The organism is Rhizobium sp. BK491, from assembly GCF_014194925.1.
Lineage (GTDB): Bacteria > Pseudomonadota > Alphaproteobacteria > Rhizobiales > Rhizobiaceae > Rhizobium.
The window spans coordinates 516,237-537,223 of the sequence record NZ_JACIAR010000002.1 but is presented as its reverse complement, the minus strand read 5'-3'; the positions used below and the strand labels follow the sequence as shown (position 1 = coordinate 537,223).

General features: G+C 59.1%; 21 protein-coding genes. All 21 read right to left on the bottom strand.

The window, feature by feature from the left end; translation table 11 throughout:
- Positions 1–95: 95 nt before the first annotated feature.
- The 21 genes from FHX05_RS10500 to FHX05_RS10400 all read right to left on the bottom strand — a co-directional run bounded on the left by FHX05_RS10500 (position 96) and on the right by FHX05_RS10400 (position 20,762).
- On the bottom strand, positions 96–2,012 hold the full coding sequence (locus tag FHX05_RS10500; RefSeq protein ID WP_183871511.1) for a succinoglycan biosynthesis transport protein: 1,917 nt from the start codon (positions 2,010–2,012) through the stop codon (positions 96–98).
- 202 nt (positions 2,013–2,214) lie between these two features.
- Complete coding sequence (locus tag FHX05_RS10495; protein ID WP_183872420.1) at positions 2,215–3,054, bottom strand: WecB/TagA/CpsF family glycosyltransferase; 840 nt, start codon at positions 3,052–3,054, stop codon at positions 2,215–2,217.
- A gap of 242 nt (positions 3,055–3,296) precedes the next feature.
- Positions 3,297–3,824, bottom strand: coding sequence for a hypothetical protein (locus FHX05_RS10490; protein WP_132715837.1), 528 nt, complete (start codon positions 3,822–3,824; stop codon positions 3,297–3,299).
- Complete coding sequence (locus tag FHX05_RS10485; RefSeq protein ID WP_015338831.1) at positions 3,821–4,189, bottom strand: hypothetical protein; 369 nt, start codon at positions 4,187–4,189, stop codon at positions 3,821–3,823. The genes FHX05_RS10490 and FHX05_RS10485 overlap by 4 nt, the downstream gene beginning before the upstream one ends.
- Positions 4,190–4,203: 14 nt before the next feature.
- Entirely contained in the window at positions 4,204–4,800 is a 597-nt protein-coding gene (locus FHX05_RS10480) for a rod-binding protein (RefSeq protein WP_112610974.1), read from the bottom strand.
- A gap of 131 nt (positions 4,801–4,931) precedes the next feature.
- Entirely contained in the window at positions 4,932–5,351 is a 420-nt protein-coding gene (locus FHX05_RS10475; protein WP_183871509.1) for a hypothetical protein, read from the bottom strand.
- Positions 5,352–5,420: 69 nt separating this feature from the next.
- Entirely contained in the window at positions 5,421–6,173 is a 753-nt protein-coding gene (gene fliR, locus FHX05_RS10470) for a flagellar biosynthetic protein FliR (RefSeq protein ID WP_112610970.1), read from the bottom strand.
- The gene (flhA, locus tag FHX05_RS10465; RefSeq protein ID WP_112336513.1) at positions 6,170–8,257 is read right to left on the bottom strand and encodes a flagellar biosynthesis protein FlhA; all 2,088 of its coding nucleotides are present in this window, start codon (positions 8,255–8,257) and stop codon (positions 6,170–6,172) included. Before flhA ends, fliR begins: the two co-directional genes overlap by 4 nt.
- A 148-nt stretch (positions 8,258–8,405) precedes the next feature.
- The gene (fliQ, locus tag FHX05_RS10460) at positions 8,406–8,672 is read right to left on the bottom strand and encodes a flagellar biosynthesis protein FliQ (protein WP_015338826.1); all 267 of its coding nucleotides are present in this window, start codon (positions 8,670–8,672) and stop codon (positions 8,406–8,408) included.
- Positions 8,673–8,701: 29 nt separating this feature from the next.
- Entirely contained in the window at positions 8,702–9,202 is a 501-nt protein-coding gene (gene flgD, locus FHX05_RS10455) for a flagellar hook assembly protein FlgD (protein ID WP_112336514.1), read from the bottom strand.
- Positions 9,190–9,642: a flagellar biosynthesis repressor FlbT gene (flbT, locus tag FHX05_RS10450; protein WP_112336515.1), complete on the bottom strand. Its 453-nt coding sequence runs from the start codon at positions 9,640–9,642 to the stop codon at positions 9,190–9,192. The genes flgD and flbT overlap by 13 nt, the downstream gene beginning before the upstream one ends.
- Complete coding sequence (gene flaF, locus FHX05_RS10445) at positions 9,639–9,986, bottom strand: flagellar biosynthesis regulator FlaF (protein WP_106996633.1); 348 nt, start codon at positions 9,984–9,986, stop codon at positions 9,639–9,641. The genes flbT and flaF overlap by 4 nt, the downstream gene beginning before the upstream one ends.
- Before the next feature lie 37 nt (positions 9,987–10,023).
- Positions 10,024–11,073: a flagellar hook-associated family protein gene (locus FHX05_RS10440; RefSeq protein WP_112336516.1), complete on the bottom strand. Its 1,050-nt coding sequence runs from the start codon at positions 11,071–11,073 to the stop codon at positions 10,024–10,026.
- A gap of 3 nt (positions 11,074–11,076) precedes the next feature.
- A complete protein-coding gene (flgK, locus tag FHX05_RS10435) occupies positions 11,077–12,567 on the bottom strand; it encodes a flagellar hook-associated protein FlgK (RefSeq protein WP_183871507.1) in 1,491 nt (496 codons plus the stop codon).
- Between the two features lie 510 nt (positions 12,568–13,077).
- A complete protein-coding gene (locus FHX05_RS10430) occupies positions 13,078–13,749 on the bottom strand; it encodes a winged helix-turn-helix domain-containing protein (protein ID WP_015338820.1) in 672 nt (223 codons plus the stop codon).
- Between the two features lie 279 nt (positions 13,750–14,028).
- The gene (locus FHX05_RS10425) at positions 14,029–14,616 is read right to left on the bottom strand and encodes a transglycosylase SLT domain-containing protein (protein ID WP_183871505.1); all 588 of its coding nucleotides are present in this window, start codon (positions 14,614–14,616) and stop codon (positions 14,029–14,031) included.
- Complete coding sequence (locus FHX05_RS10420) at positions 14,564–16,174, bottom strand: flagellar hook-length control protein FliK (protein WP_183871503.1); 1,611 nt, start codon at positions 16,172–16,174, stop codon at positions 14,564–14,566. The genes FHX05_RS10425 and FHX05_RS10420 overlap by 53 nt, the downstream gene beginning before the upstream one ends.
- Position 16,175: 1 nt before the next feature.
- Complete coding sequence (gene motC, locus FHX05_RS10415) at positions 16,176–17,480, bottom strand: chemotaxis protein MotC (protein WP_183871501.1); 1,305 nt, start codon at positions 17,478–17,480, stop codon at positions 16,176–16,178.
- A gap of 3 nt (positions 17,481–17,483) precedes the next feature.
- Positions 17,484–18,911: a MotB family protein gene (locus tag FHX05_RS10410; RefSeq protein WP_183871498.1), complete on the bottom strand. Its 1,428-nt coding sequence runs from the start codon at positions 18,909–18,911 to the stop codon at positions 17,484–17,486.
- Complete coding sequence (locus tag FHX05_RS10405; protein WP_183871497.1) at positions 18,908–19,540, bottom strand: hypothetical protein; 633 nt, start codon at positions 19,538–19,540, stop codon at positions 18,908–18,910. Before FHX05_RS10405 ends, FHX05_RS10410 begins: the two co-directional genes overlap by 4 nt.
- A gap of 241 nt (positions 19,541–19,781) precedes the next feature.
- Positions 19,782–20,762, bottom strand: coding sequence for a flagellin (locus FHX05_RS10400; protein ID WP_112610982.1), 981 nt, complete (start codon positions 20,760–20,762; stop codon positions 19,782–19,784).
- Positions 20,763–20,987 lie beyond the last annotated feature (225 nt).

Here is a 20,987-nt window from a genome sequence, read left to right as displayed (position 1 = left end):
CGCTGGCAATCTACAAGCCATCCGCTCCATGGAATGGCCTGCAAACGCCCTATGGTGTCTGAAAGCGGTAATTGCAAGGGAAAACGATGAGACGATCAGGCGCGGTCCGGATGTCTGCGTACAGCGTAGGTTTCGACCTTGGCACGCAGCGATGCAAGCTCTTGCCGGATGAGGCCCCACTCGTCCGCAATATCGAGCCGATCCGCATCATGGACGAGAGCAGCCGGTGGTTCAGGTGCGATCGCCGGCAGTAACTGAGGCTCCAGATCATCCTCATGGCGAAAAGCGTAGGCTTCCGGCATAGTGCCTTCATCAGCTGCCTGATCTTCTGTCGGCGCGGCACCAGCCAGCCATTTGCGCAGGAATACGGCGCAGAGTGCCAGACCAAAACCTATGAGGAAACCGACAGCCTGATTGCTCACGAGCCGGTTATCCAACGGGGCGGCGGCCGCGACGGCCTGGGACAATACCGTCAGCGGCGGCCTGACTTCGGAAATCGTCATGCCGGCATTCTGCTGATCGGCCTCGTAGCGGCTCTGCGCTGTCGTCATGGCATCCTGCAGTTGCCCGAGGCGAGCGAGGTCCACATCACTCCCCGTCTGACTGAAAGCCGTCATTTGCGCCGAGAGAGCGGTCTGCTTTTCCAGAGCCGCTTTCACGTCCGCCTCGCTGCTGACGGCGAGCCGCTGCAACTGACTGCGCATATTGGCCGCGAGATCATCGACCGTTGCCTGTTGCGCCAGCAGGCGGGGATGGCGCGGGCCGAGCTGCACAGAAAGCTGTGTCAATTGTGACTTTGCGGCGTTGTAGCGGCTGCGCAGGTCATCAAGACCTGGCGACGAAAGATCGCCCGACAATGCGCCACTCAGCACCGATGCCGGCGTCGCCGATTTGACAGCTGCGAGACGGGCCTTGGCGGTGCGTACCGCCAGATCGGCTGCCTTTATCTGCACATCCAGCTGCTGGCGCTGCCGCCGGAGTGTCTCGGCCGCGGCAATCCTGTCTTCGCCATAGCGCGTCTTGAATTCGGCAAGGGCGGCAGAGGCGCGATCGAGTTCCTTGCGGCTGCGATCAACCGCCGTTTCAACCCCGAGTGACGTACCGGCCGCCTTCGCAACACCCGGATCATAGAGGGTTGCGATAACCAGCCGGTTGGCAATATCGGCCGATCTGGCGGGATCGCCCGACGTAACGATCAGGCGCAGCAGACCCGTCTGACTATCGATCTCGACGGCAACGTCTTTGCGCAGCGTGGCCTGCGCGCGCGACGGCGCATCGGATGCGTTGCCGCTGCCGGAAAGCAACTCGACGGCAACGCCGAGGGCACCCGCCCGGCTGCCGGTAAATTCCGGATCGCGATCAAGCTTCATTCTGGCAACGACGTCGGACAATACGGACGGAGCGACGACCCGCTTTGCCGCAACATCCAACAGGGCCTGACGCGCGCGGCCATCGCCTTCCGCATGAAGCACTGCCTGCGAGACATAACGCGGCGGCGGCGCAAGCAGGATCGGAACGACCGCCCCCATCAGTGCGGTTGCGGCGACGAAACAGAGCGCACGGAGGCTGAGAGACCAGCGCCCAGTCCGCGACATGTGTTCAACGGCAACGGGAGCGGAGCCGATTTGCGGTGGAAGCTCCGGCATGCCCTCAAGCAGATCGGGCACGAATTCCAGCAAATCGGGCGCCGGTTCCGATACCCGTTCCGGCAACCGGCGGCGTTCCGCATAGTGGACGTCCGAGATATTTTCGGCCTGTGCGGCTGCTAGCGCGCGCTCCTGCGATCTTCTATGGCCGGACACCGGATAGGGGTCGCCATTCAAACGTCTGCGCAGGATGGCGCGCAGTTCCGCATCACGCGGATCGTCGGTGTTGGCAGCGCGCAGATCGGCTCCACTGGTCAAATCATCGTCTTGACCATAGGGAGAGGCACGTGTTCCAGCGCGCCGCGAAACCTCAGGGGTTTGCGCATCGTGGGGGTAAAATCCGATCCTGGCTTTGCTTTCAAACATGGCGGGCTATCTCGCGCACATGGTCGGAGACCAATGCAAATGGTTAACCCACTCTAAACTTTCATACCAAAGAAAGAGTTAACGCCAAGCCCGCAAATACCAAAGCATTTCCGCTTTTCTTCGAATCGCGAAAACGTTTTAAGCTCTTGTTTCTTTGCGCATTCCGGACGGAAAGCCGCTACGCACTTTTCCTGGAAATGCTCTAACTTGCCAATTTGTCCGGCGGAGCAATGCGCCGCTGCGGCAATGGATGCGGCTCTGCGCGAAGGACGCGTTCCTTGCGGCCGAACTGATGCCTGACAACCTGATAGAAGAACAGCGGTATGCCCAGCATATAGCGCCGCCAGAGCCTGCCCGGCTCCAACACCAGACGGAACAGCCACTCGCTGCGCATCGCGCGCACGAGGCTTGGCGCCCGCGGCACAGTCTCCGAAATGAAATCGAACAGGGCGCCGACGGTCAGGACAAGACGGGCGTGCTGCGGGCCGACATGCTCGGCGACCCATTTTTCCTGCAAGGGCGTGCCCATGCCGACGATCAGGACATCGATCTTCTGGCGGCTGATTTCCGCCGTGACTGCGCTACTCCGGACCGGATCGAAGAAGCCGTCCGATACGACGACGAACTGGTGCCAGGGAGCATGCCGGCGAAATCTCTCGGCTGCCTTCTCAACAACAGAGCGCTTGCCGCCCAAGAGGCCGATCCGTTTTGGCCGCTCCATGAATGTCAGCAGCGCGGGCACGAAATCCGTACCGTTCAGATTGGCCGGGAAAGGTTCGCCATGAGCAACGCGTGAGGCGATGTCGAGGCCGACGCCGTCGGGAAGCACCAGATTGCGCTCGAGAACACTACGGTAGGTTTCATCGCGCAGCATGATAAGCATGTTATGCGCATTGACGAAGGAGATCGACGTCTGTCCGACCGGCAGGGAAGCGAGTTCGTTGACGAAGGTCAGCGCGTCATCCCAGTCGAGATCGCATACCGGCAGATCGAAGATCATGCGGCGTGACGCGGCGACGGCAAAATCGGCTACCTGGTTCAATCCAACACCCTCCTGCCCGGCATCGCTGACGCGCATGATGCCAGTACGCATAAAGCGCATGCCCCTCACCGTTCATCGATGCGGCGACTGGGAGACATGGCTCGTAGGAGTTTATAGCAAGACAAATCCAACTTTCCGTTAGGAAGGAAGGTTGGATTTGCTGGAAGCTATCAGGAGTTTGTTAGGCATACCGACAAAATATAAGAAATTGCTTACGTTTATCGCTTTGCCGTCCAGAGATCTCACTCGACCGGCACTTTGTCCTTTGCCGCGTCCTGCACGATCTTGACGGGTTTGACCGTCCTCTTGCCCACGGTTTCCCCGCCGTGGGTTTCTTCTTTGGAAAGATAGTCGAGCTGCTCTATCAGCACATCGGCGACATAGTCGCCACCAAGTCGCTCGTTCATCCGCTTTTTCAAATCAGCGCGAAAGGCGGCAATATCGAAATTCTGCGCATGAGCGATGTCGATCGTCTTGTTGCCGATCAACAGCGAAAAAAGTTCGTCCGTCGTCAGCTCCGGCAGGGGGATCTGCAGAGCATTTGCCTTGCCCTTCTCCATCATGAAGGAGATGCGCGTCAGGAAATAGCCGGTCACCTGGCCGTTGGCGATAACGGGAACGTTGATCGATTCGCCTTTGACGAGCTCCTGCTGCGCCTTTTTGGCATCGTCAGGGCTGATCGCGGGCGCCGTCGCCACCTGCACCGAAAAATAGACCGAGGCCAATGTTACGGCGCAGACCCACAGGCCGGTGATAACGAGCTTGATCATCCGGCCTCACGGACGCGGAACTGCTCCTGCGAATAGGTGCCATCCCCATCGGCATTCTGCACGGCATTCTTCAAGATGTCGGCGACAGCACGAACCGCCTCGAGATGCGCCTCGACCCGACGAGCGTTCAGAACCAGCTTCTTCTTTAGATCATGCAGCTGTTCGATGTGGGCGGCGGCGAGATCAGCCGGATCGGTATCGCGAAAGAGCATCGACAATTCGTAGAGGCAGCGGCTCTTGTGTGCGTTCGATACCTTGAGATCGAATTCCGGGTCGCTGCCGATCCGGTTGTTCTCATTGTCGATAATCATCTCCAGGCGACCAAGGACAGACTTGATCCGATAGTCCTGCGACATCATTTCCATGTTTGTTACCTCGCTCATGCTTTCTGGGACGTCAACGAATTCTGGTTGGTGATGCTGGTGTTGCCGTCGTTATCGGCATTGGCAGCGGCCAGCGTCTTGCGCTGAAAATCGGTAATCGCGCTGAGCGCCATTTTCTTGTCGTTCTCGTCGGTCGCCGCATGGATGGCGCCGGGATTGCGCATCTTGTCGACCTGTTCCTTGTACATTTTTTCGGCGATGCCCACGCCTCCATTCTTGGAGATCGTATCGCCCAGCTGCTCGGCCATCATGCCCTTCCAGATCTCGCCGGCAGAACCTTTGCCGTAGAGCGTTTCGCTGCTCGGCAACATGTTCTTCACGAAGTTCTGCAGCACCATGGACTCGAACTTGCGATAGGCCTGCGGGACCTTGGTCCCGGCGACATGGGTATTGGCATTGGCAAGGCCCGCCTGGGTGGCGGCGCTGTTCATCGCATCCACCGTCGCGCCGAAGCCGTTGCCGTTTTCGGCAAGGCTGGTGGCAGCAAAAGCGGCCCGGTTGGCGGCAAGCTTGGCCTGCGCGGCCTCGACATCGGCGGGATTGGCGGCCTTGACGACATCAAGGACCAAATCACTCGGAGGCGAAATAGCCATGTCACGTCTCCTTCTGCTCTCGCATGCACTGAAAACGAGCGGCTCAGCGCTCGTGTCAGGGCATGTCGAATCAAACTGTCAAAACGGATCGGCAACCCAACGCTGCGAATCCTGTTCCATGATCGCGATGATTATGGTTTTTGAACCTTGCTGGAGGCTGGCGTTGCACCGGCGAAGCGCTGGTCGATGATGTCGTAGACGCCATTGTCGTCCGCCTCCCGCGTTTCCAGCTCGCGGGCATCCTTCATGTGCTCTTCCAGCCTGTCGCCCTTGGTGCGCTCCTGCTGGACCTTCATCTGAATGAGCGTCTGGATGCTTTCCAGTTGCTGGTCCCGGATCATCAGGCGGCCATAGCGCTCGGCGTAATGGATCGAGAATGCCATGTGAACGGGATCAACGGAGCCGATGGCGACCATGACCCGCTCCATCGATTCGGTGACTTCCGACCGCTGTCGGGTGGTATCGGCCAGCTCGCTTTCCGCCATCCGTTCCAGATGGCGCTGTACCGCGACGAGGCGCTTCAGTTTTTCGGACCGGTTTTTCTCAGCCATCGCTACCTACCCGCCGGTCGCCTTGTTCCGGCTGCACTCGAATCGGTGTTCGCCCTTGTGTCATTACGGCTAATGCCCGTTGAAGACAGTCAGGAACGCATTGGAAAACTGACTGACCAACGCCGCAATACTGACATAGAGCATGAACAGCCCTCCCATCAGCAGATAGGGCGTGGAAATGAAATAGATCGGGATCTGCGGCGCCAGCTTGTTGATGAAACCGATCGAAATCTGAAACATCAGGCCGTAAAGCAGGAAAGGGCTTGCCAGCCGCAGCATGATGAAGAAGGTCGTCGCAAGCGTGTCGGTGATGGAAATCAGTGCCGCGCGCGGCTCGATATGTCCGCCGAAAGGAATGACCGAATAGGAATCGACCAGCGCCTGCAAAACATAATGGTGAAAGTCCAGAATGAAGAGGATCATCAGCCCGCAAAAACTAATGAGGCTGGTGAGCGATGTTTCATTCGATTCCTCGACGAGGTCGGCACCGCCGGGCGCATTGAAGCCGATCAGCATCGATATGACCGTGCCGGTAAACTGCAGGCCCAGCGTGTAGATGCGAGCCATCATCCCATACATCAATCCGATGACGGTTTCGGTAAAGATGAGGCCGATATAGTTCGCATCGCCCTTCGACACCTCAGGATAGATCGTGTTCCAGAGCAACGGCAGGATCGCCATCGTCAGGGCCGCGGAAAGCAACAGCCTGATCTGCGGGGGAACGCGGCCGGAGGAAAATCCCGGGAGGACCATCATGCAGCCGCCGATGCGGCAGAAGGCGACGAACAGCGCCAGAATGGTCCCCTGGGGGTCTGATATCATGAAATCGAACCTAGAATCTTGATCTCGATCCCCTTGGCCAATTCCACATGCGACAGGACCGGAAGCGTCGCGAACAGGCGTTCGATGATCATGCGCACATAGGAGCGCGTTTCCGGCGACGTGACAAGAACGAAGGGCATGCCCCGGTCCATGTATTCACGGATAACTTTGCCCGCCTGCTCGCTGAACTCTTCCAGGCTGCGCGGATCGATATCGAATTCGACGACTTCGCCCTTCTGGTCGCGCTTCAGCGCCTGATGGAAGATGAGGTCCCATTTGCTGCCCAGGCGCAGGACACGCAGCACTCCGTTATCGGCCAGATCGCCGCAGAGCTGCTGTGCCATGCGGACACGCACATGCTCGACGATCTGCTCGGTCTTGCGCACATGCGGCGCCAGTTCCGCAACGGCTTCGAGGATGAGATGCAGGTTACGGATCGAGACACGCTCGGCGAGCAGCAGCTTCAACACCGCCTGCAGGCCGGAATAGGACATATGCGACGAGCAGATTTCGTCGGCGAGCTTCTTGTATTCCGGATCGAGACGGTCGATCAGGACCTTCACGTCCTTATAGGACAGCAGCGCCGGCAGGTTGTTGCGGATGACTTCGCTCATATGGGTGAGCACGACGGAGACATTGTCGATTGGCTGGAAGCCCTCGCGCTTCAGATCCTCGGCAAAGGCTTCGAGGACAGAGAAGGCCGGCATGCCGAAAGCGGGTTCGCGGATCTCGTCGCCCGGGACGGTCGGCTTGCGGCCGGAGCCGGTGACGACGAGCACTTCGCCGACGCGCAGCATGTTGGAGGCGATCGTCGTGCCGTGGATGCGGATCTGGTACGACTTGTCGGCAATCGCCATGTCGTCGATCACCTTGATCTCCGGCACGACGAAGCCGTATTGCGTCGCGAACTTCTTGCGCATCTTGCCGACGCGGAAAGCCAGTTCCTGATGGGCGCCGAGCAGACGGGTGGAGACGATCTTGCCGAGCGCCAGTTCGATCTCTGCGGTCTTCAGCACCGATTTGACCGAATCCTTTTCCATTTCCTTCGTCTGCATCACCTTCTGCTCTTCGGCGTCGCGGCGAAGCTTGTTCTCAGCTTCGATCTGGCGCGGAATGAACCAGGCGCCGGCGGCCATCAGACCGCCGAGGAAAACGAAGGGAAGGAAAGGCATGCCAGGCATGATGGCCAGGATGCCCATGAGGACCGCAGAGACGGCGAGCGCGCGCGGATAACCGCTCAGCTGATTGACGACGGCCTGGTCGGTCGAACCAGAGGTGCCACCGCGCGAAACGAGGAGGCCGGCAGCGAGCGAAACGATGAGGGCCGGCATCTGCGACACCAGACCGTCGCCGACGGAAAGCTTCACGAAAACGTCCGCAGCCTGGCCGATCTGCATGCCATGACGGAAATAGCCGATGATGATGCCGCCGAAGACGTTGATGCAGGTAATCAGAAGACCGGCAACCGCGTCACCACGTACGAACTTGGACGCACCGTCCATCGCACCGAAGAAGGAGCTTTCCTCTTCCAGTTCGCGGCGGCGACGCTGCGCTTCCTTCTCGTCGATGAGACCGGCCGAAAGGTCGGCGTCGATCGCCATCTGCTTGCCGGGGATGGCATCCAGGGTAAAGCGGGCGCCGACTTCGGCGATACGCGTCGCACCCTTGGTGATAACGATGAAGTTGATGGTGATGAGGATGAGGAAGACGATCAGGCCGATGACGAAATCGCCCGACATGACAAGGCTGGAAAAACCGGCAATGACGCCGCCGGCGGCATCATGCCCTTCATAACCGTGCGAAAGGATGACGCGGGTCGTGGCGATGTTCAGCGCCAGGCGCGTCATCGTGGCGATCAGCAAGATCGTCGGAAAGGACGAGAATTCCAGCGGCTTCTTTATCCAGAGCGCCACCATGAGGATCAGCACGGAAAAGGCGATCGAGAAAGCCAATCCAAGGTCGATCAGAAACGGCGGAATCGGTAGGAACAGCACGCACAGGATGACCATGATACCGAGGGCAAACCCGATATCGCGGACGCTAGGATTGGCTTTGGGGAGTGCTATTGCGGGTGGTTGTGCCATCGACCGGTTCCGTCTCTTCATGAGAGGAGGCAAGCGGCTGAACCGCCTGCCCTATTGGAACCGACCTCTAAAGGCCGAAGCTTGCGCGAGCATGGCCGATGCCATCGATGCGCGCGATCCGGAGGCCGAAATGGCCTTCAGATTTATCCTAGAAACCCGATTGAATGCGGGAGAAGACGAGATTGGTGAAGATTGAAATCTGCGCACCGACGAATGGCGCCGAGATGCCGATCGTGACCATGACGGCGACGATCTTCGGAACGAAGGTCAAGGTCGCCTCCTGCACCTGGGTGAGCGCCTGAATCAGCGCGATGACCAGACCGACGACCATGGCGGCGATGACAGCCGGACCGGAAGCCACAAGCACTGTCCAGATTGCCGCCTGGAAAATATCCAATGCATCGGCTTCATTCATAATCTGTCCGCTCCCGGTTCAGCGGCACGTCATGTGCCGCTGGTCTGATCCGTATTCGACGACGAATCACTGTTGCTACTATCGCTCGACGTGGGCGAGGTATCAATGGTCGTGCCCGCCGGAGCGATCGTCACGCCGGCCTGGATCAGAATCTTGTCGCCGGCATTAGTTTCGGCAATGATACCGTCCGTATAGACGCTTACCTGCTTGATCGTGCCGGTGGTCTTGCCGTCGGCGCTCATGATCTGCTTGCCGATGTAATCCGAGGCCTGCGAGATCCACTGGTTCTGCAGCACGGTTTCCAGATGCGAGTTCGTCTGGATCTGCTGCTCCACCTGGGAGAAGCTCGCCAGCTGGGAAATCTGCTGGCTGGCATCCATCGGACTGGTCGGATCCTGGTTCTTCATCTGCGCGATGAGGAGCTGCAGGAAATCGTTGTAGTTCAAAGTAGCCTTTGAGGATGCGGCGGCAGCATTGCTGGCAGTGTTCGGAGAGTTGGTGCTGCTGGCGACGCTGTCTACCGCTGCCATGGAGCGATCTCCCGGCGGATGTGCTCGATCGTTGCCGCCGGCATTTCCTGGCTGTTCAGAATCTGATCCTCTATCGCGTACAGGCTGCGGATCGCCTTCAGCGCGTCAAAGGCGCGGCCGGTGGAGACAAGCCCGTCGATGCGCTTGAGTTCCGCCAGCACTTCCTCATTGTGGAAGCACGACAGCAGCATGACGATCGATTTGCGGAACATCGCCGTCGACTGCTCCTTGCCCTCAGGATTGATAAGGATCATCTGCGCGATGAAATAGAGCTGGCGCAGAGGCGTTGTCGCCTCCTCGGGCTGAAGCACGTGGTTTTCGAGCAGGAATGTCACATCATTCAGGAATTCCAGAGCAACCTTGCGATCGACACGCAGGACGGCCCCGTTGATAAAGATCTTTTCCCCGGCTTTGAGCGATATGCGAAGCGTACTTTTCATTTAAGTCCATCCCTGATGATGGTGGTGACATCTATGATGCCTTGATAATTTTCCGACTGGCGCAGCCGAATTCGATCGCATTCCTTCAAAATCCAGATGGCGATCGAGATAAGGTTGGCACGCAGTTCGACATTGAGCTGGTTCTCCGGGCTTTTAAGGTCGTCGACGAAGCTCACCCATACGCGACGCGTATAGAAGAGAGCCTCGATCGCTTCACGACCGTATTTTTCCGCATCGCGGGCCGCGGAGAGAAGAGCTATCGACCGGTCCAGAACTTGCCGTTCTCGTTCCTTGGCGTCGGCCACAGCGTCCTGCATGACTTCCGCATATGAGAACTGATACATTCATGCATCCTTCCTGGTCATTACATCCCTTTGATCATCAAAGGTAATTTACAAGGCTTAACTGCTGGATCTTGGAAACAATAGTGTAAGCCGTTTGGAGTTGCGTCTGGAGACTGTTGACCTTGGTCGACGCCTCATAGGGATCGACCCCGGTCAGATCGCCAATGCTCGTGGTGAGAATGGTCTTCTGAGCGTTGAGCGTCGTATTCGCATCCGAAAGGCGCGACTGCGACAGGCCGAGCTGGCTTGCCTGGCTGTTCAGCCCGTCAACCGACTGACGCGTATAGCTGATGGCCTGCTTCGTGACCGCGTTCACGGCGCTCTGATTGAGACCGGGAGGCGTGCCCATGAGCGCGTTGGTCACGCTGGTCGCCAGCGCCAGATACCGAATGCCGGACGAATTCGCATTCGTCGAGCTTTCGATGACTTCCGAATTGCTGATACGACTGGTCATATTCTGATCGGACGCACTCGACCAGCTCGACCAGCTGGGGTCGGACGTGAACATCGGCTCGACCTTGGTCTTGATGAAATCCGTTATCTGGTCTGCGGATATGGTCGCTGCGGTTACCGCCGGCGACTGAGCGGCCATGTAGGTCGTCAGTGCCGATTGAATAGCCGCGTTCGTTGTAGCGGATTGATCCGTCATCGGCTGAACGTCGGTGTTGGTTCCGGCAAAGAGATACTCGCCGTTCACCATCGTATTGGCGGAAGCGATGACGTTCGACAGGGTCGATGACGCCGCCTGCTGCGCCAGGGCGACGCTGCTGCCGTCGGTGTTGCCGCTCAGCGCCACCAGTTGATCCATCAGCTTCTGCGCCTGCGTGCCCATGCCGGTCAGGGCGGTCTGCGAGGTTGTCATCCGCTGGTTGGCAATGGAATTGCTGCTGAGGATCGAGTCGATACGGGACACTTCCCGCGTCAGGTTCACATTGAGCGACGTGCTGCCGCCGAGCGAAACACCGATATCGGCGTAAACGCCAGTGGTCGCCTCCGTAGAGGCGCTCGTCATCTCATTTTGCGCCTGGCGGACGGTCTGCCGCATGGCATTCTGAATGGCTGTGCTCGAAATGAAAGAGAGTTTCATGGCTTAGCTCGCAAGGTCCAGTACAGCTTGAAGCATCTGGTTGACGGTGTTCAGTATCTTTGTTCCAGCCTTGTAGGACTGCTCAATATCCATCATCAGTGTCAGCTCTTCATCGAGACTGACACCGGTCGCATTCGAATAGGCGCCCGAAGAGCGCGAAAGAGCGGCGGACGTATTTTCCGCCGCGGTCGTCGCCGTGCTGCGCTGGCCTTCCAACCAGCCAATGGAGCTGGCTGAATAATCCATCAGGCTGGCATTGGTGCTGGAGCCTGCGGTAGGATCGAACGCCATCTTCGCATTCATTGCCGTAATGAAGGCATCAAGCTGTGTGGAATAGCCGCTGCCGCCGCTGGTATTCTTCGTATAACCGGTCTCAGTCGCGCTATTATTGATACCACCATCCCGCAGCAACGTGGGGTCGCCACCTTGGGATGTGATTAATTTCGAATTAACGGTGATCGAGCCGGCCAAGCCAGTGACCGCGGTCCCGCTGGCAGGAATAGTGCCGCCACTCCAGGTAAAAAGACCCGGCAATGTGGGCTTGGAAGGATTGCTGTTCGTTTCCGCAAAGACCGTAACCAACCCTCTGGCGATCTCATCGAGCTGCTTCTGGTAGGTCGGCGCAACGTCGTCGCGGATTTGAAGCGCCGCCTGCAGAGTGCCCTGCGCCGTCGTGTTCGCACTCTGGCCCGGGGTCAGAGCAACGCCGTCGATATAGACGCTGTTGCCGGGGACCGGAGTGGCCGCTATATACGTATCCGTCGACTTGAACGTCACCGTGCGCGGAATGGTCTCGAACAGGGTCGTTCCACTGCTGGTATAAAGCGCCATGTCGTTGTTGCCGCGCGTCACCGTCGTCACGCCAACGATCTTCGAGATCTGGTTCAGGATCGAATCGCGCTGATCCATCGCGTCGGCAAGCGCGCTCGACGTGGGACTGGCAGCCGCCGTGGCCGATTTTACCGCCTCGTTGGCCGTCTGGAACTGCTTGAGAAGGCTATTCAGCGTATCGACGTCGGACTTGATCTGCTTGTCGGCGTCGGCGCGGGCGCCCTGTACCGCCGTCGTGGCATTGTTGAGAGATGTGGCCAGGCTCTGGGCTGCATTGATCGCGGATTGGGCCGCCGTGGCATTGGACGGCGATCCGGCGTAGTTTTGCATCGCATCCTGAAATGCAGACAGATAGGTCGCCGGCGCAATTTCGTTGTCGTTGCCGCCAATCGTTGCCGACTGAAGATTGCTGTAGGCGTTCAGGAGCAGTTGCTGCGCCGAATCCGACGACGCCGAGCTGAGATAGGCCTTCTGCAGTGCAGGTTCGCTGCTGCGCGAGATTTGCACAACCTGTGCGCCGGCCATGTCGGTGGTCAACATTGCCTGGCGCCGCGAGTAATTCGTATTGTTGGCGTTGGCGATGTTGTTCGACACCACGCTGCTCTGCGTGCCGGTATTATTGAATATTGCCTGCGCGTTGTTGAGAGCTGTTGTAAGCGACATGACTGACTCGATACCCTATTCGTTTAGCGCGGCAGATCGGCCGAGGACGCTGGAAATGTCGGAATAGCCTGTCGGAGCGAGGCCGGCGAAATAGACCAGATTGTCGTGGGCAACGGACGGACGGCTCCCCCAGAGAATCCGCGCACATTGATACGGCGGTCAGAAGCGGCGCTGAGGCGGGCTGCCTCTGCACTCACTTCCGCAAACGCGGTCTCTCTGCTGCCGAAATTCCTCATCTGGAATCCTCGTTATCCTTCATACGACTGAGAGTAGGTGGCGGGCCTTGCGTGAAGCTGTCTGAGAAAACGAAAAAACGATCATCGCGAAAAGCGTCGTCGCAAGTCTCGTGCGAGAGGAATGACCGCTCGTTATTATGCCATGGATGGTAAGGGAAGGCGCACTTATTCTTGCTGTGATTGTCCCGCGCACTGCAAAAGAATAAGCCCGGAAATCAAGGGATTTCCGGGCTTATCAGCAGGCTTTAACATCTGGAATGCACGACTGGCAGTATCAGCTCCAGTCGATGCAGTAACCAAGGAAGCGTTTGGAATCGACCGGATCGAAACCGAGCTTCTTGCGCAGCTTCTTGCGCAGCTTAGAAATATGGCTTTCGACGACGTTCTCTTCGACTTCCTCGTCGAAGATGCCGTAAATGGCGTTGAAGATCTGGGTCTTCGTCACGCGGCGGCCGCGATTGGCGATCAAATATTCGAGGATGCGGCGCTCGCGGCGCGGCAGGGCAAATACGGAACCGTTTATTTCCGGATCGCGGCCATCGGCGAAGACGCGGATGGGGCCGATATCGGTATAGTTGTTGATCGCCTTCAACCGGCGGCGGATCGCCGCCGCCCTGGCCAGGATTTCGCGAGGATGGACCGGCTTGCGAACGACATCGTCCACGCCGCAATCAAAGAGTGCAAGCGTGGCTTCCAGCGAGGGCTGGTCGCTGACCGCGATGACAGGTGCCGCCGTCCGGTCGCGAATCGCCCTCGGAAGCTCGAGCACTTGCTGCCCCTGTCCGATCAGGAAGGCTTCGACCGCGGCAATGTCGCCCTCTGCCGCGGTCGAGACCCATTCGCTAAATTCACGCGGATCAAATCCCGTCGAAGGGATGCCCTCGCGCCCAAAGAGTGATGTGTATCCGTCTTTAACGAGCTCTCGCTCATCAACCACTACGATCATTCGTCCGCCTCCGAATCAGTGTGGTGTTTCGATGACCTATGGGTACGAATCGGGCGAATCACGAACAACTGTCGGAAATGAGTGACGGAAATTAATAATTGATTAACCATAAGGGTGCGATTTGCACTAGATGTAGTATGTGCTTGGCGTTTTACACCGATAAAAAACCTGTTAGCAAGCGTATGATTAACATTTCCATTTTAGGCAAAACCACGGCAGTCAACCGCTTCGATTGGGTTAGCGCTGGCTAACCGGATACCGTACTCAACCTATGGGTGCCTAATCCCGACAAAACGTCGCCGCGTTTGGCGTCCATTTTCCGTAACCGGTGGCGACCAGATTGGCGATCACGCGGCAGACATAGACCTTCTGGGCGGGGTCATTGTTCGGGCCAGCATGGTATCTTGCTACCGCCATAGTCCAGGTCTCATGCCTGTCATGCAGATTGCGGAGAAACTTTGCGGCATATTCGACATTGCTGCGCGGATCGAACATTGCGTCGACGGAAGCAAAGTTTTCGCCATGAAAATACTGATTGATCTGCATGCAGCCGACATCGATGAGCTTTGCCCCACTCTGCCGTGCAGCGGCAAATACCTGCAGGGCGGCGCCTTCCGACGGCGGGAAGATCGGCCGTCCCTCGACATTGAGCGCATAGGGATAAAGCGACCCTTTACGACCGGTTTCCGTCAGACCGACGGAATAAAGGATCCCTTCCGGTATTCCGTATTTTGCGGCAGCGGACTGGATTTCCCGTTCACAAAGACCCGCGGCACCGTTGTCCGGCGGCGCCGGATTGCCTGATGCCTGGACCTCAGAGGTAAACCGCACCAGAGCGAGAACGCTGCAGGCCACCACCAGTGCCATCCTCAACGCTGCGCTCACCCGAACTGCGATTGCCATCGTTTCCATTTGCCTGCTGCCCTGAGTAATTCTGGCCCCTGGAGCGCGCGTCGCCCCCCTGCCCCTGGTTCAACAGGGACTGCTGCTGCGGCTGGTTCGATCCGGAGTTGCGGCCGCCGTCCGACTGCTGGTCGGCATTGGACGCCAGGGTGACGGTGATGTTATCGACCTGATAGCCTTGTGCGCGCAGCGCATCGACCATGCGGCTCTGATCGGCATGAAGCTGCCTGTAGGCTTCGCCGGTCTGCACCTTCAGATCGACGCTCAGCTGGTCTCCCGAAAGCCGCATGGTTGCCGTAACGTCGCCGAGATTGTCCGGACGTAGCTGGATCTTCAGCGTGTTGACGACCTTGCCGGTGCTCGTCAGGTTTGCGGCATTGGAAAGCGCCGAGCCCGGCTGCATCGCAGCCGACCATTCGCGGTCGCCCCCGAGACTCCCAGCGACCAATGCCGAGTTGGTGGCAAGCCCGAGATAACGACGCGAATCCAGTACGGTGACTGCCACCGCATCGCCGCCCGCAGCAGCGCCGACTTTGACATCGGCAACGTCATCACCGCTCTTGCTGATCGACAGGTCGAGCGCACCGCCGCGGCCATCCGCCCGCGCCAGGCGGAACGTCTGTGCGACATCCGTTCCCTTGCCGTCATCCGGCAACGTCACAGCCGTGTCTGCGGCATCATTCGCAAATGCTGCCTTGCCTGATGACAATGACTGGACCTTGGCATCGTCTGCCGTCTTGCCTGCCTGGATCGCGCTACCCTGTGCCGTGCTAACCTGTGTCGCAACGACGGGCGGCGCAACGTTCAGCAGGGACAGGGCATCGGAAATCGTATTGGCCGGCAGGCTGCCTTGCGTCGACGCAGACTTACCGTCATCCGCCGCCTGGGCATCCTTTCCATCCTTCGCGCCAGACGTCTTGCCGTCGCTCTTGACCGGCGCCGTCTGACCGTCCGTGGTCGCGACATCGGCCAACTGCTGCGCGATCTCGGCAAGCTGGTCGAGTGCGGCAGACTGCACCGGCACTTTGGCCGTATCGGTCGTAGGCATGGCCGGGTCTGTGGCTGCCGTAGGCTGATCGGCTCCGGTGGATGTTGCGCCGGCCTCACCCGCCGCTGCCGCTGTATTCTGCAGCGCGATCAGCGATTTCGAGAGCGAGACGGCGCCGGCAGGCTGCGAAACTTTCGCGCCCTTGGCCAGGCCGGCGAGATTGGAAAGGTTGGCTCCGGAGGTATCGATCATCCCAACTCCGGCCTTGGTGCTGTCGTCGACGGAGAGAGCTGCCGCGGAGGAATTTCCCACGACCGTCTGTGCCGCACTTGCATCCTTATCGGCAGTCGTGTCCGCATTGGCGGAGGTATCGGCACCGGCATCGGAGCTTGAAGATTTGCCGCCATTGCCGAGCGAGCTCGTCAGCGCATCAATAAAACCCTTGCCGTCATCCTGCTTCGCCGAGCGGCCGCCTTTGGCAACCGCACGAATATCCACCCCCGATGGGGCGCCGGACACACCAATGTCGTTCATATCAATGACTTTCCTGCTTCAACAGGCCGTCGATGGCATCCAGCTTCGAGCGGCTCGTCGTGACGAATGCGTTGAACGAAGAGTCGGCCTCCTGCCGCCCTCCCTCCGGGGCGGGAGCCGCGTTTGCCGAGGCTCCCTGCTCAACACCCGCCGTGCCGGGAGATTGGCCTCCCGCTTGATTCGTCACAGCAGCATCGTGTTCAGTCTTCTGTTGGTTGGGCAGGTTAGGAAAACTGCCTTGCCCGAGGCTTGCAGCATCGGGTGTTCGCAATATCTCCGCCGCGACGGCCTTTGCGGCGTCGCGCAATGCGCGGTCGCGCGCATTCAGCTCGCCCGCCGGCATCTGGTTCACATCGTCGATCGCCGCCTTCAGTTCGGGCGTGGATATGCCCGCCACGCCGCCATAGAAATTAGCCAGCGCACCAAAGGCATCGCCGCCGTCATTGGAGATCGCCTGGGCACGATTGGCCGCCAGCGCGGCAAGATCGGCCTTGCCGGCGATCGCGGCCCGGCGCGCCATGCGCAGATAGATCTCCCGCTGTCTCGGCGGGTCCATGAAGGACAGGATGTCGACGATGTCCTGCTGCTTCACGCCGGAATCGTGGTCCACCACCAGCTGCACGAAAAGATCGGCAAACTGGCTGGCGTAAGGCGAATGCAGAAAGCGCCGCGTATAACGCCGCGCATAATCTAATCCTTGCGGCACCATGCCCGCGTCGGCGCACAAAGCCAGCGAGCGGCGCAATGCCGATTCCTCCACGATCGTGCCGGGTGCCATCAATCGCGCCCAGTCGTAGAGAGGCAAGGCTGCCTTGGCATTCTTGCCCGACATGACATTGCCCGCAACTAGCGAGAGGTAGGGGCCGATCGGCTTGCCGCGATACTCCTTGGAGATGTCGACAAGCGTGTTGACGACAAGCAGACCCTTGCCGTTCAGATATTTCCTGAGCACATCCGCAACGCGATTGTCGAAATTGCCGTTGACGTCGCGTGACATCAGATATTCGAGCGTTTCGGGGTTGCCGCCGCTCATGGCGTAGATGAGAGCCGCATCGACGTTACGACTGTCCTCGAAGACGGATTTGTCCGCGCTGCGCAGCCGCTCATCTATGGTTCCGAGCAGAAAGCGCTGCATCTCTGCGGCAGAACTGTCGCCCGCGACAACGGAATCCTGTACGAATTCGAGCGAGCGCAGCATCTTGTAGAGCGGCAGACCGTCCTGTCTCTCAGCACTCGCAACCCCAGACATCAGCATGCCGAGGGTGAGCGTGAGCGCAAGGCGATGACGATGCTGTTTGCGCGCCATGAACTATCCCTGCTTGCCTTGACCGGACTTGCCCTTGCCCGAAGCCGGCTTGACGGGAGCTTGCGTTCCCGAGGCTGCGGGGTCCGTCGCCGCCTGAGTAGAGGGACTCGCAATCAGGATCTCGATACGGCGGTTCGCATCGTTGAATGGATCGTCGGGCAACTTCAAACGCCGGTCCGCGAAGCCGGACACCTGCACAACCCGCTTCTCATCCAGCCCGCCGCTGGTCAGCATGTAATAGGCGCTCTGGGCGCGATCGAGCGACAGACGCCAATTGTCGTTGCGGCCGCCGACAAGATAGGGGCGCCCATCGGTGTGGCCGCGGATCAGGATCGATCCCTTACGCTCCGCGAGAAGCTTGCCGATCTTCTCCATCGCCAGCACCATCTCGCGCCGGGGAACCGCGGAACCGATATTGAACATCGGATCGTTGGTCTGGTCGGAAATCGTGACCAACACCCCGCCTTCAGCAGCAGTCACCTGCAACCCTTCGGCCAGTTGGCCGGCAACGCCCTTGATCTCAGCCTGAATTGCCTGTTGCAGATCCTTGGCTTCCTGCTGCTGCGCTTTCGTCGGCTGAGCATCCCTGTTTGCAGGCAAAGCGGCATTGTCTTCAGGGGTGGATGCACCGCTTTGCGTGCCGGCCTTGGCAACCTGCTGAGCCTGCGTCTGTTTTTCCTGCGCCTTGCCGGCCGCCTGCTGCTCGCTCACCGTCGGCTGTTGTTCGGGCGTTTGCGGCTGATCGGCCGGCTGGCCGTTGTCCGCAGCCGTTGCCTTCGACAAGGCGACGACTTCACCCTTGGGCGATTGATCCGACTTGGCGGACTGTTCCTCGTTCGCCTTCTTCGAAGCGCTGGAAACCTGCACCTGCTTGGTCCAGAAATCCGGATCGAACGGATCTCGATAGGCCTGGCCGCCATCCGCACCTGTCGCCGGACCCGATTGGGCGGCACCGCCCTCGCCCTTGGCGCTGACATTCGCCTGCTGACCGACTTCCTGTGCGATCTCGGCTAGGACCGAATAGGGATTCTCGAAGAAATCCGCCTCGGAGTAATTCGTCTGATCGCCCGATGTCGAGGTCAGATCCTCGCCGGTCTTGGCTGATTTGCCGTCATTCGGCTTTTCCTGCGGCTTGTCGGACTTCTGCTGGTTCTTTTCGCCCTGGGCCTGATCGACGGGCTTCTTGAGGCCCTTTTCCGTGGGCTTCTCGTCGGCAAGCTTGATGGGATTGAAATAGGAGGCGACCGAGGCCTTCGTTTCTTCGTTGGCGGCGTTCACCAGCCACATGACGAGGAAGAAGGCCATCATCGCGGTCATGAAGTCGGCATAGGCGATCTTCCAGGCCCCACCATGGCCGCCTTCGTGATCGCCGCCGCGGCGCTTGACGATGATAATCTCGTGCTTGCCGTGATTTTGATCGCCGTCGCTCATTTCAGGATCTCTCTCAGACTAGCGGCCCAGGCGGACATACGGGTCACGAGAACGCTCTCGCCGATGGTGACGGTGAGATCGACATCATTGGCCTCGATATGCCGCAGCAGCGCACCGTCGTCGCCGAGGCGGCTATGGAGAACCTCGAAGAGATGGCGCGGACCAGTGACCGAGATCGGCCCGACGCTGCCGTCGAGGATCGAAGCTTTGACCAGCTCGGCAAGATCGCCGACCGCCCTGGTCGTCAGCGTCTCTGTCATGATCGGCGCAAGGATGCCGGCGGCTTCCGTGCTGATCGCCTGCCCGAGCATTATGGCGACGCGGTTCATATCTGCCGCGATCTTTTCCGCCGCCTGCTCTTCGTAATGTATCCGCAGCGCATCCATTTCCGCGCGGAACGACTGGGCCATGGCATCGATTTCGGCCTGATGCTTCTGCGTCAGTTCCTGCGTCGCCGCCTCATGCCCCTCCGCATAGGCAGCGCGACGCTCTGCCTCGACATCAACGGGCGGCTCGCCTGGAATTTCAGCAAATTCGATCGGCTCCGGAAAGGCCATATCCTCGACATGCGACGGAGGAACCTGTTCGGCGCTGAAATCCTTGAGATATCGAGATAGTGCCAAGCTCACGCGCGCATCTCCCCATTCGCGCCGCAGAGGCGCTGCAAGTCGATGCCGGCAGCCGGCCAATCCATTTCCATTCTCAAAACGTCGATCATCACGCTTCCGGTTTCCATCATCAGGCAACAGCGTCCGGGACCAATGTCACCGGCACCTTACGCAACCAAGGCATTGCAAAGGACCGTAGGCAGTCAAACTTGTGCGAGGATGAATGCGATGCGGCATAGCCGATCCGAGTTCTGCCCGACGGTCATTTCGATTGAAGGATGATCAGAATCTTGCTCGCCATGCTGTTGGCGATCGACAATGTCTGAACACCCATCTGCTGCGCTGTCTGCAGGGCACTCTGCCGCACCGAGGCCTCTTCCATGTTGGTGTCGACCAGGTCGCCGACGCTGCTCTTGATGGCGTCGCCAAGCTTGGAAATATAATCCGACTGGTCGGTGATATTGGACGACATCAGACCCAAGGTCGAATCGGCAGACGTTGCCGATTTCAGGAGCGAATTGGTGACGTTGATCATGTCGGTCAATTCGTCGTCCGTCGTGCTGCTGGAGATCGAGATCTCCGTTCCACCTGATGGCGTCGAACCGCCGCTGGCGGCAAGGAGATAGTAGTTGCGAGCCGTCCCGCCGCTGGTTCCCGGAACGCCGAGTGTGCTTGCGTCGACATTCTTCGTCAACAAACCTCGCGCCGGTTGCGCGGTATCGATCATCAGGGTTTGGGAGCTGTCATAATCGATCGTCGTAAAATTGATCTGTCCGCCTGTGCCCCGCGTGAAGTTGCTGATCACCGATTGCTGCGTATTGGCTTGCTGCTCGGTGTTGTAGAGCCAGTTCTCACCGGAGAAGGATGCTGATTGGGCAACGGATTGCAGCTGGCTCTTGAGCTGCTGGATATCGGCGTTGATCGCATTCTTGTTTGTGCCCGATTCCTTGGCCGAAACCAGTTTGGACTGGATCTGGGTCAGCAGGCTGACGACCGTATCCATGGCGGTGGATGCGGTATCGACCTTCGAGGCGCCGAGACCAAGCGCGTCCGTGATCGTGGAAAGGCTGCTTCGGTCCGAGCGCATGGTGGTCGCCATCGACCAATAGGTGGGATCGTCGCTCGCCGTTTGAATGCGGTAACCGGACGAGACCTGCTGCTGCACGACATCGAGATCTTTGTTGATACCGCGCAGCACGGTCAGCGCCGCCGACGTGGAAGGATTCGTCGTCACATTGCTCATCTGAAAATCCGTAATTCCATTGGAACTGGCAAGCCGGACCGATCCGGCAGCAACGATTGGCCTCATGCCCACCAGCGGGAAACATCCCAGCACGGCCCGTCGCTGAAGCGCGGCCCGGCAACCGCTTGGTAGGAGAACGAACGCCGGACCTGCGCATAAACTGCAAATCAATTAGCGGCAACGTTAACAAAAGCTTATACGCGGCGACAAGAGGGAAATGCCGCC

What these genes read in the sequence shown, in the direction of transcription:
- FHX05_RS10410 (WP_183871498.1), bottom strand. Translation starts at nt 18,911, where the DNA reads ATGAGCGACGGCGATCAAAATCACGGCAAGCACGAGATTATCATCGTC.
- FHX05_RS10480 (WP_112610974.1), bottom strand. Translation starts at nt 4,800, where the DNA reads ATGGCTATTTCGCCTCCGAGTGATTTGGTCCTTGATGTCGTCAAGGCC.
- flhA (WP_112336513.1), bottom strand. Translation starts at nt 8,257, where the DNA reads ATGGCACAACCACCCGCAATAGCACTCCCCAAAGCCAATCCTAGCGTC.
- FHX05_RS10440 (WP_112336516.1), bottom strand. Translation starts at nt 11,073, where the DNA reads ATGAAACTCTCTTTCATTTCGAGCACAGCCATTCAGAATGCCATGCGG.
- motC (WP_183871501.1), bottom strand. Translation starts at nt 17,480, where the DNA reads ATGGCGCGCAAACAGCATCGTCATCGCCTTGCGCTCACGCTCACCCTC.
- flgK (WP_183871507.1), bottom strand. Translation starts at nt 12,567, where the DNA reads ATGTCGCTTACAACAGCTCTCAACAACGCGCAGGCAATATTCAATAAT.
- FHX05_RS10500 (WP_183871511.1), bottom strand. Translation starts at nt 2,012, where the DNA reads ATGTTTGAAAGCAAAGCCAGGATCGGATTTTACCCCCACGATGCGCAA.
- flbT (WP_112336515.1), bottom strand. Translation starts at nt 9,642, where the DNA reads ATGAAAAGTACGCTTCGCATATCGCTCAAAGCCGGGGAAAAGATCTTT.
- FHX05_RS10400 (WP_112610982.1), bottom strand. Translation starts at nt 20,762, where the DNA reads ATGAGCAATGTGACGACGAATCCTTCCACGTCGGCGGCGCTGACCGTG.
- FHX05_RS10475 (WP_183871509.1), bottom strand. Translation starts at nt 5,351, where the DNA reads ATGGCTGAGAAAAACCGGTCCGAAAAACTGAAGCGCCTCGTCGCGGTA.
- FHX05_RS10425 (WP_183871505.1), bottom strand. Translation starts at nt 14,616, where the DNA reads ATGGCACTGGTGGTGGCCTGCAGCGTTCTCGCTCTGGTGCGGTTTACC.
- FHX05_RS10485 (WP_015338831.1), bottom strand. Translation starts at nt 4,189, where the DNA reads ATGGAAATGATGTCGCAGGACTATCGGATCAAGTCTGTCCTTGGTCGC.
- flaF (WP_106996633.1), bottom strand. Translation starts at nt 9,986, where the DNA reads ATGTATCAGTTCTCATATGCGGAAGTCATGCAGGACGCTGTGGCCGAC.
- FHX05_RS10430 (WP_015338820.1), bottom strand. Translation starts at nt 13,749, where the DNA reads ATGATCGTAGTGGTTGATGAGCGAGAGCTCGTTAAAGACGGATACACA.
- fliR (WP_112610970.1), bottom strand. Translation starts at nt 6,173, where the DNA reads ATGATATCAGACCCCCAGGGGACCATTCTGGCGCTGTTCGTCGCCTTC.
- FHX05_RS10420 (WP_183871503.1), bottom strand. Translation starts at nt 16,174, where the DNA reads ATGAACGACATTGGTGTGTCCGGCGCCCCATCGGGGGTGGATATTCGT.
- fliQ (WP_015338826.1), bottom strand. Translation starts at nt 8,672, where the DNA reads ATGAATGAAGCCGATGCATTGGATATTTTCCAGGCGGCAATCTGGACA.
- flgD (WP_112336514.1), bottom strand. Translation starts at nt 9,202, where the DNA reads ATGGCAGCGGTAGACAGCGTCGCCAGCAGCACCAACTCTCCGAACACT.
- FHX05_RS10490 (WP_132715837.1), bottom strand. Translation starts at nt 3,824, where the DNA reads ATGATCAAGCTCGTTATCACCGGCCTGTGGGTCTGCGCCGTAACATTG.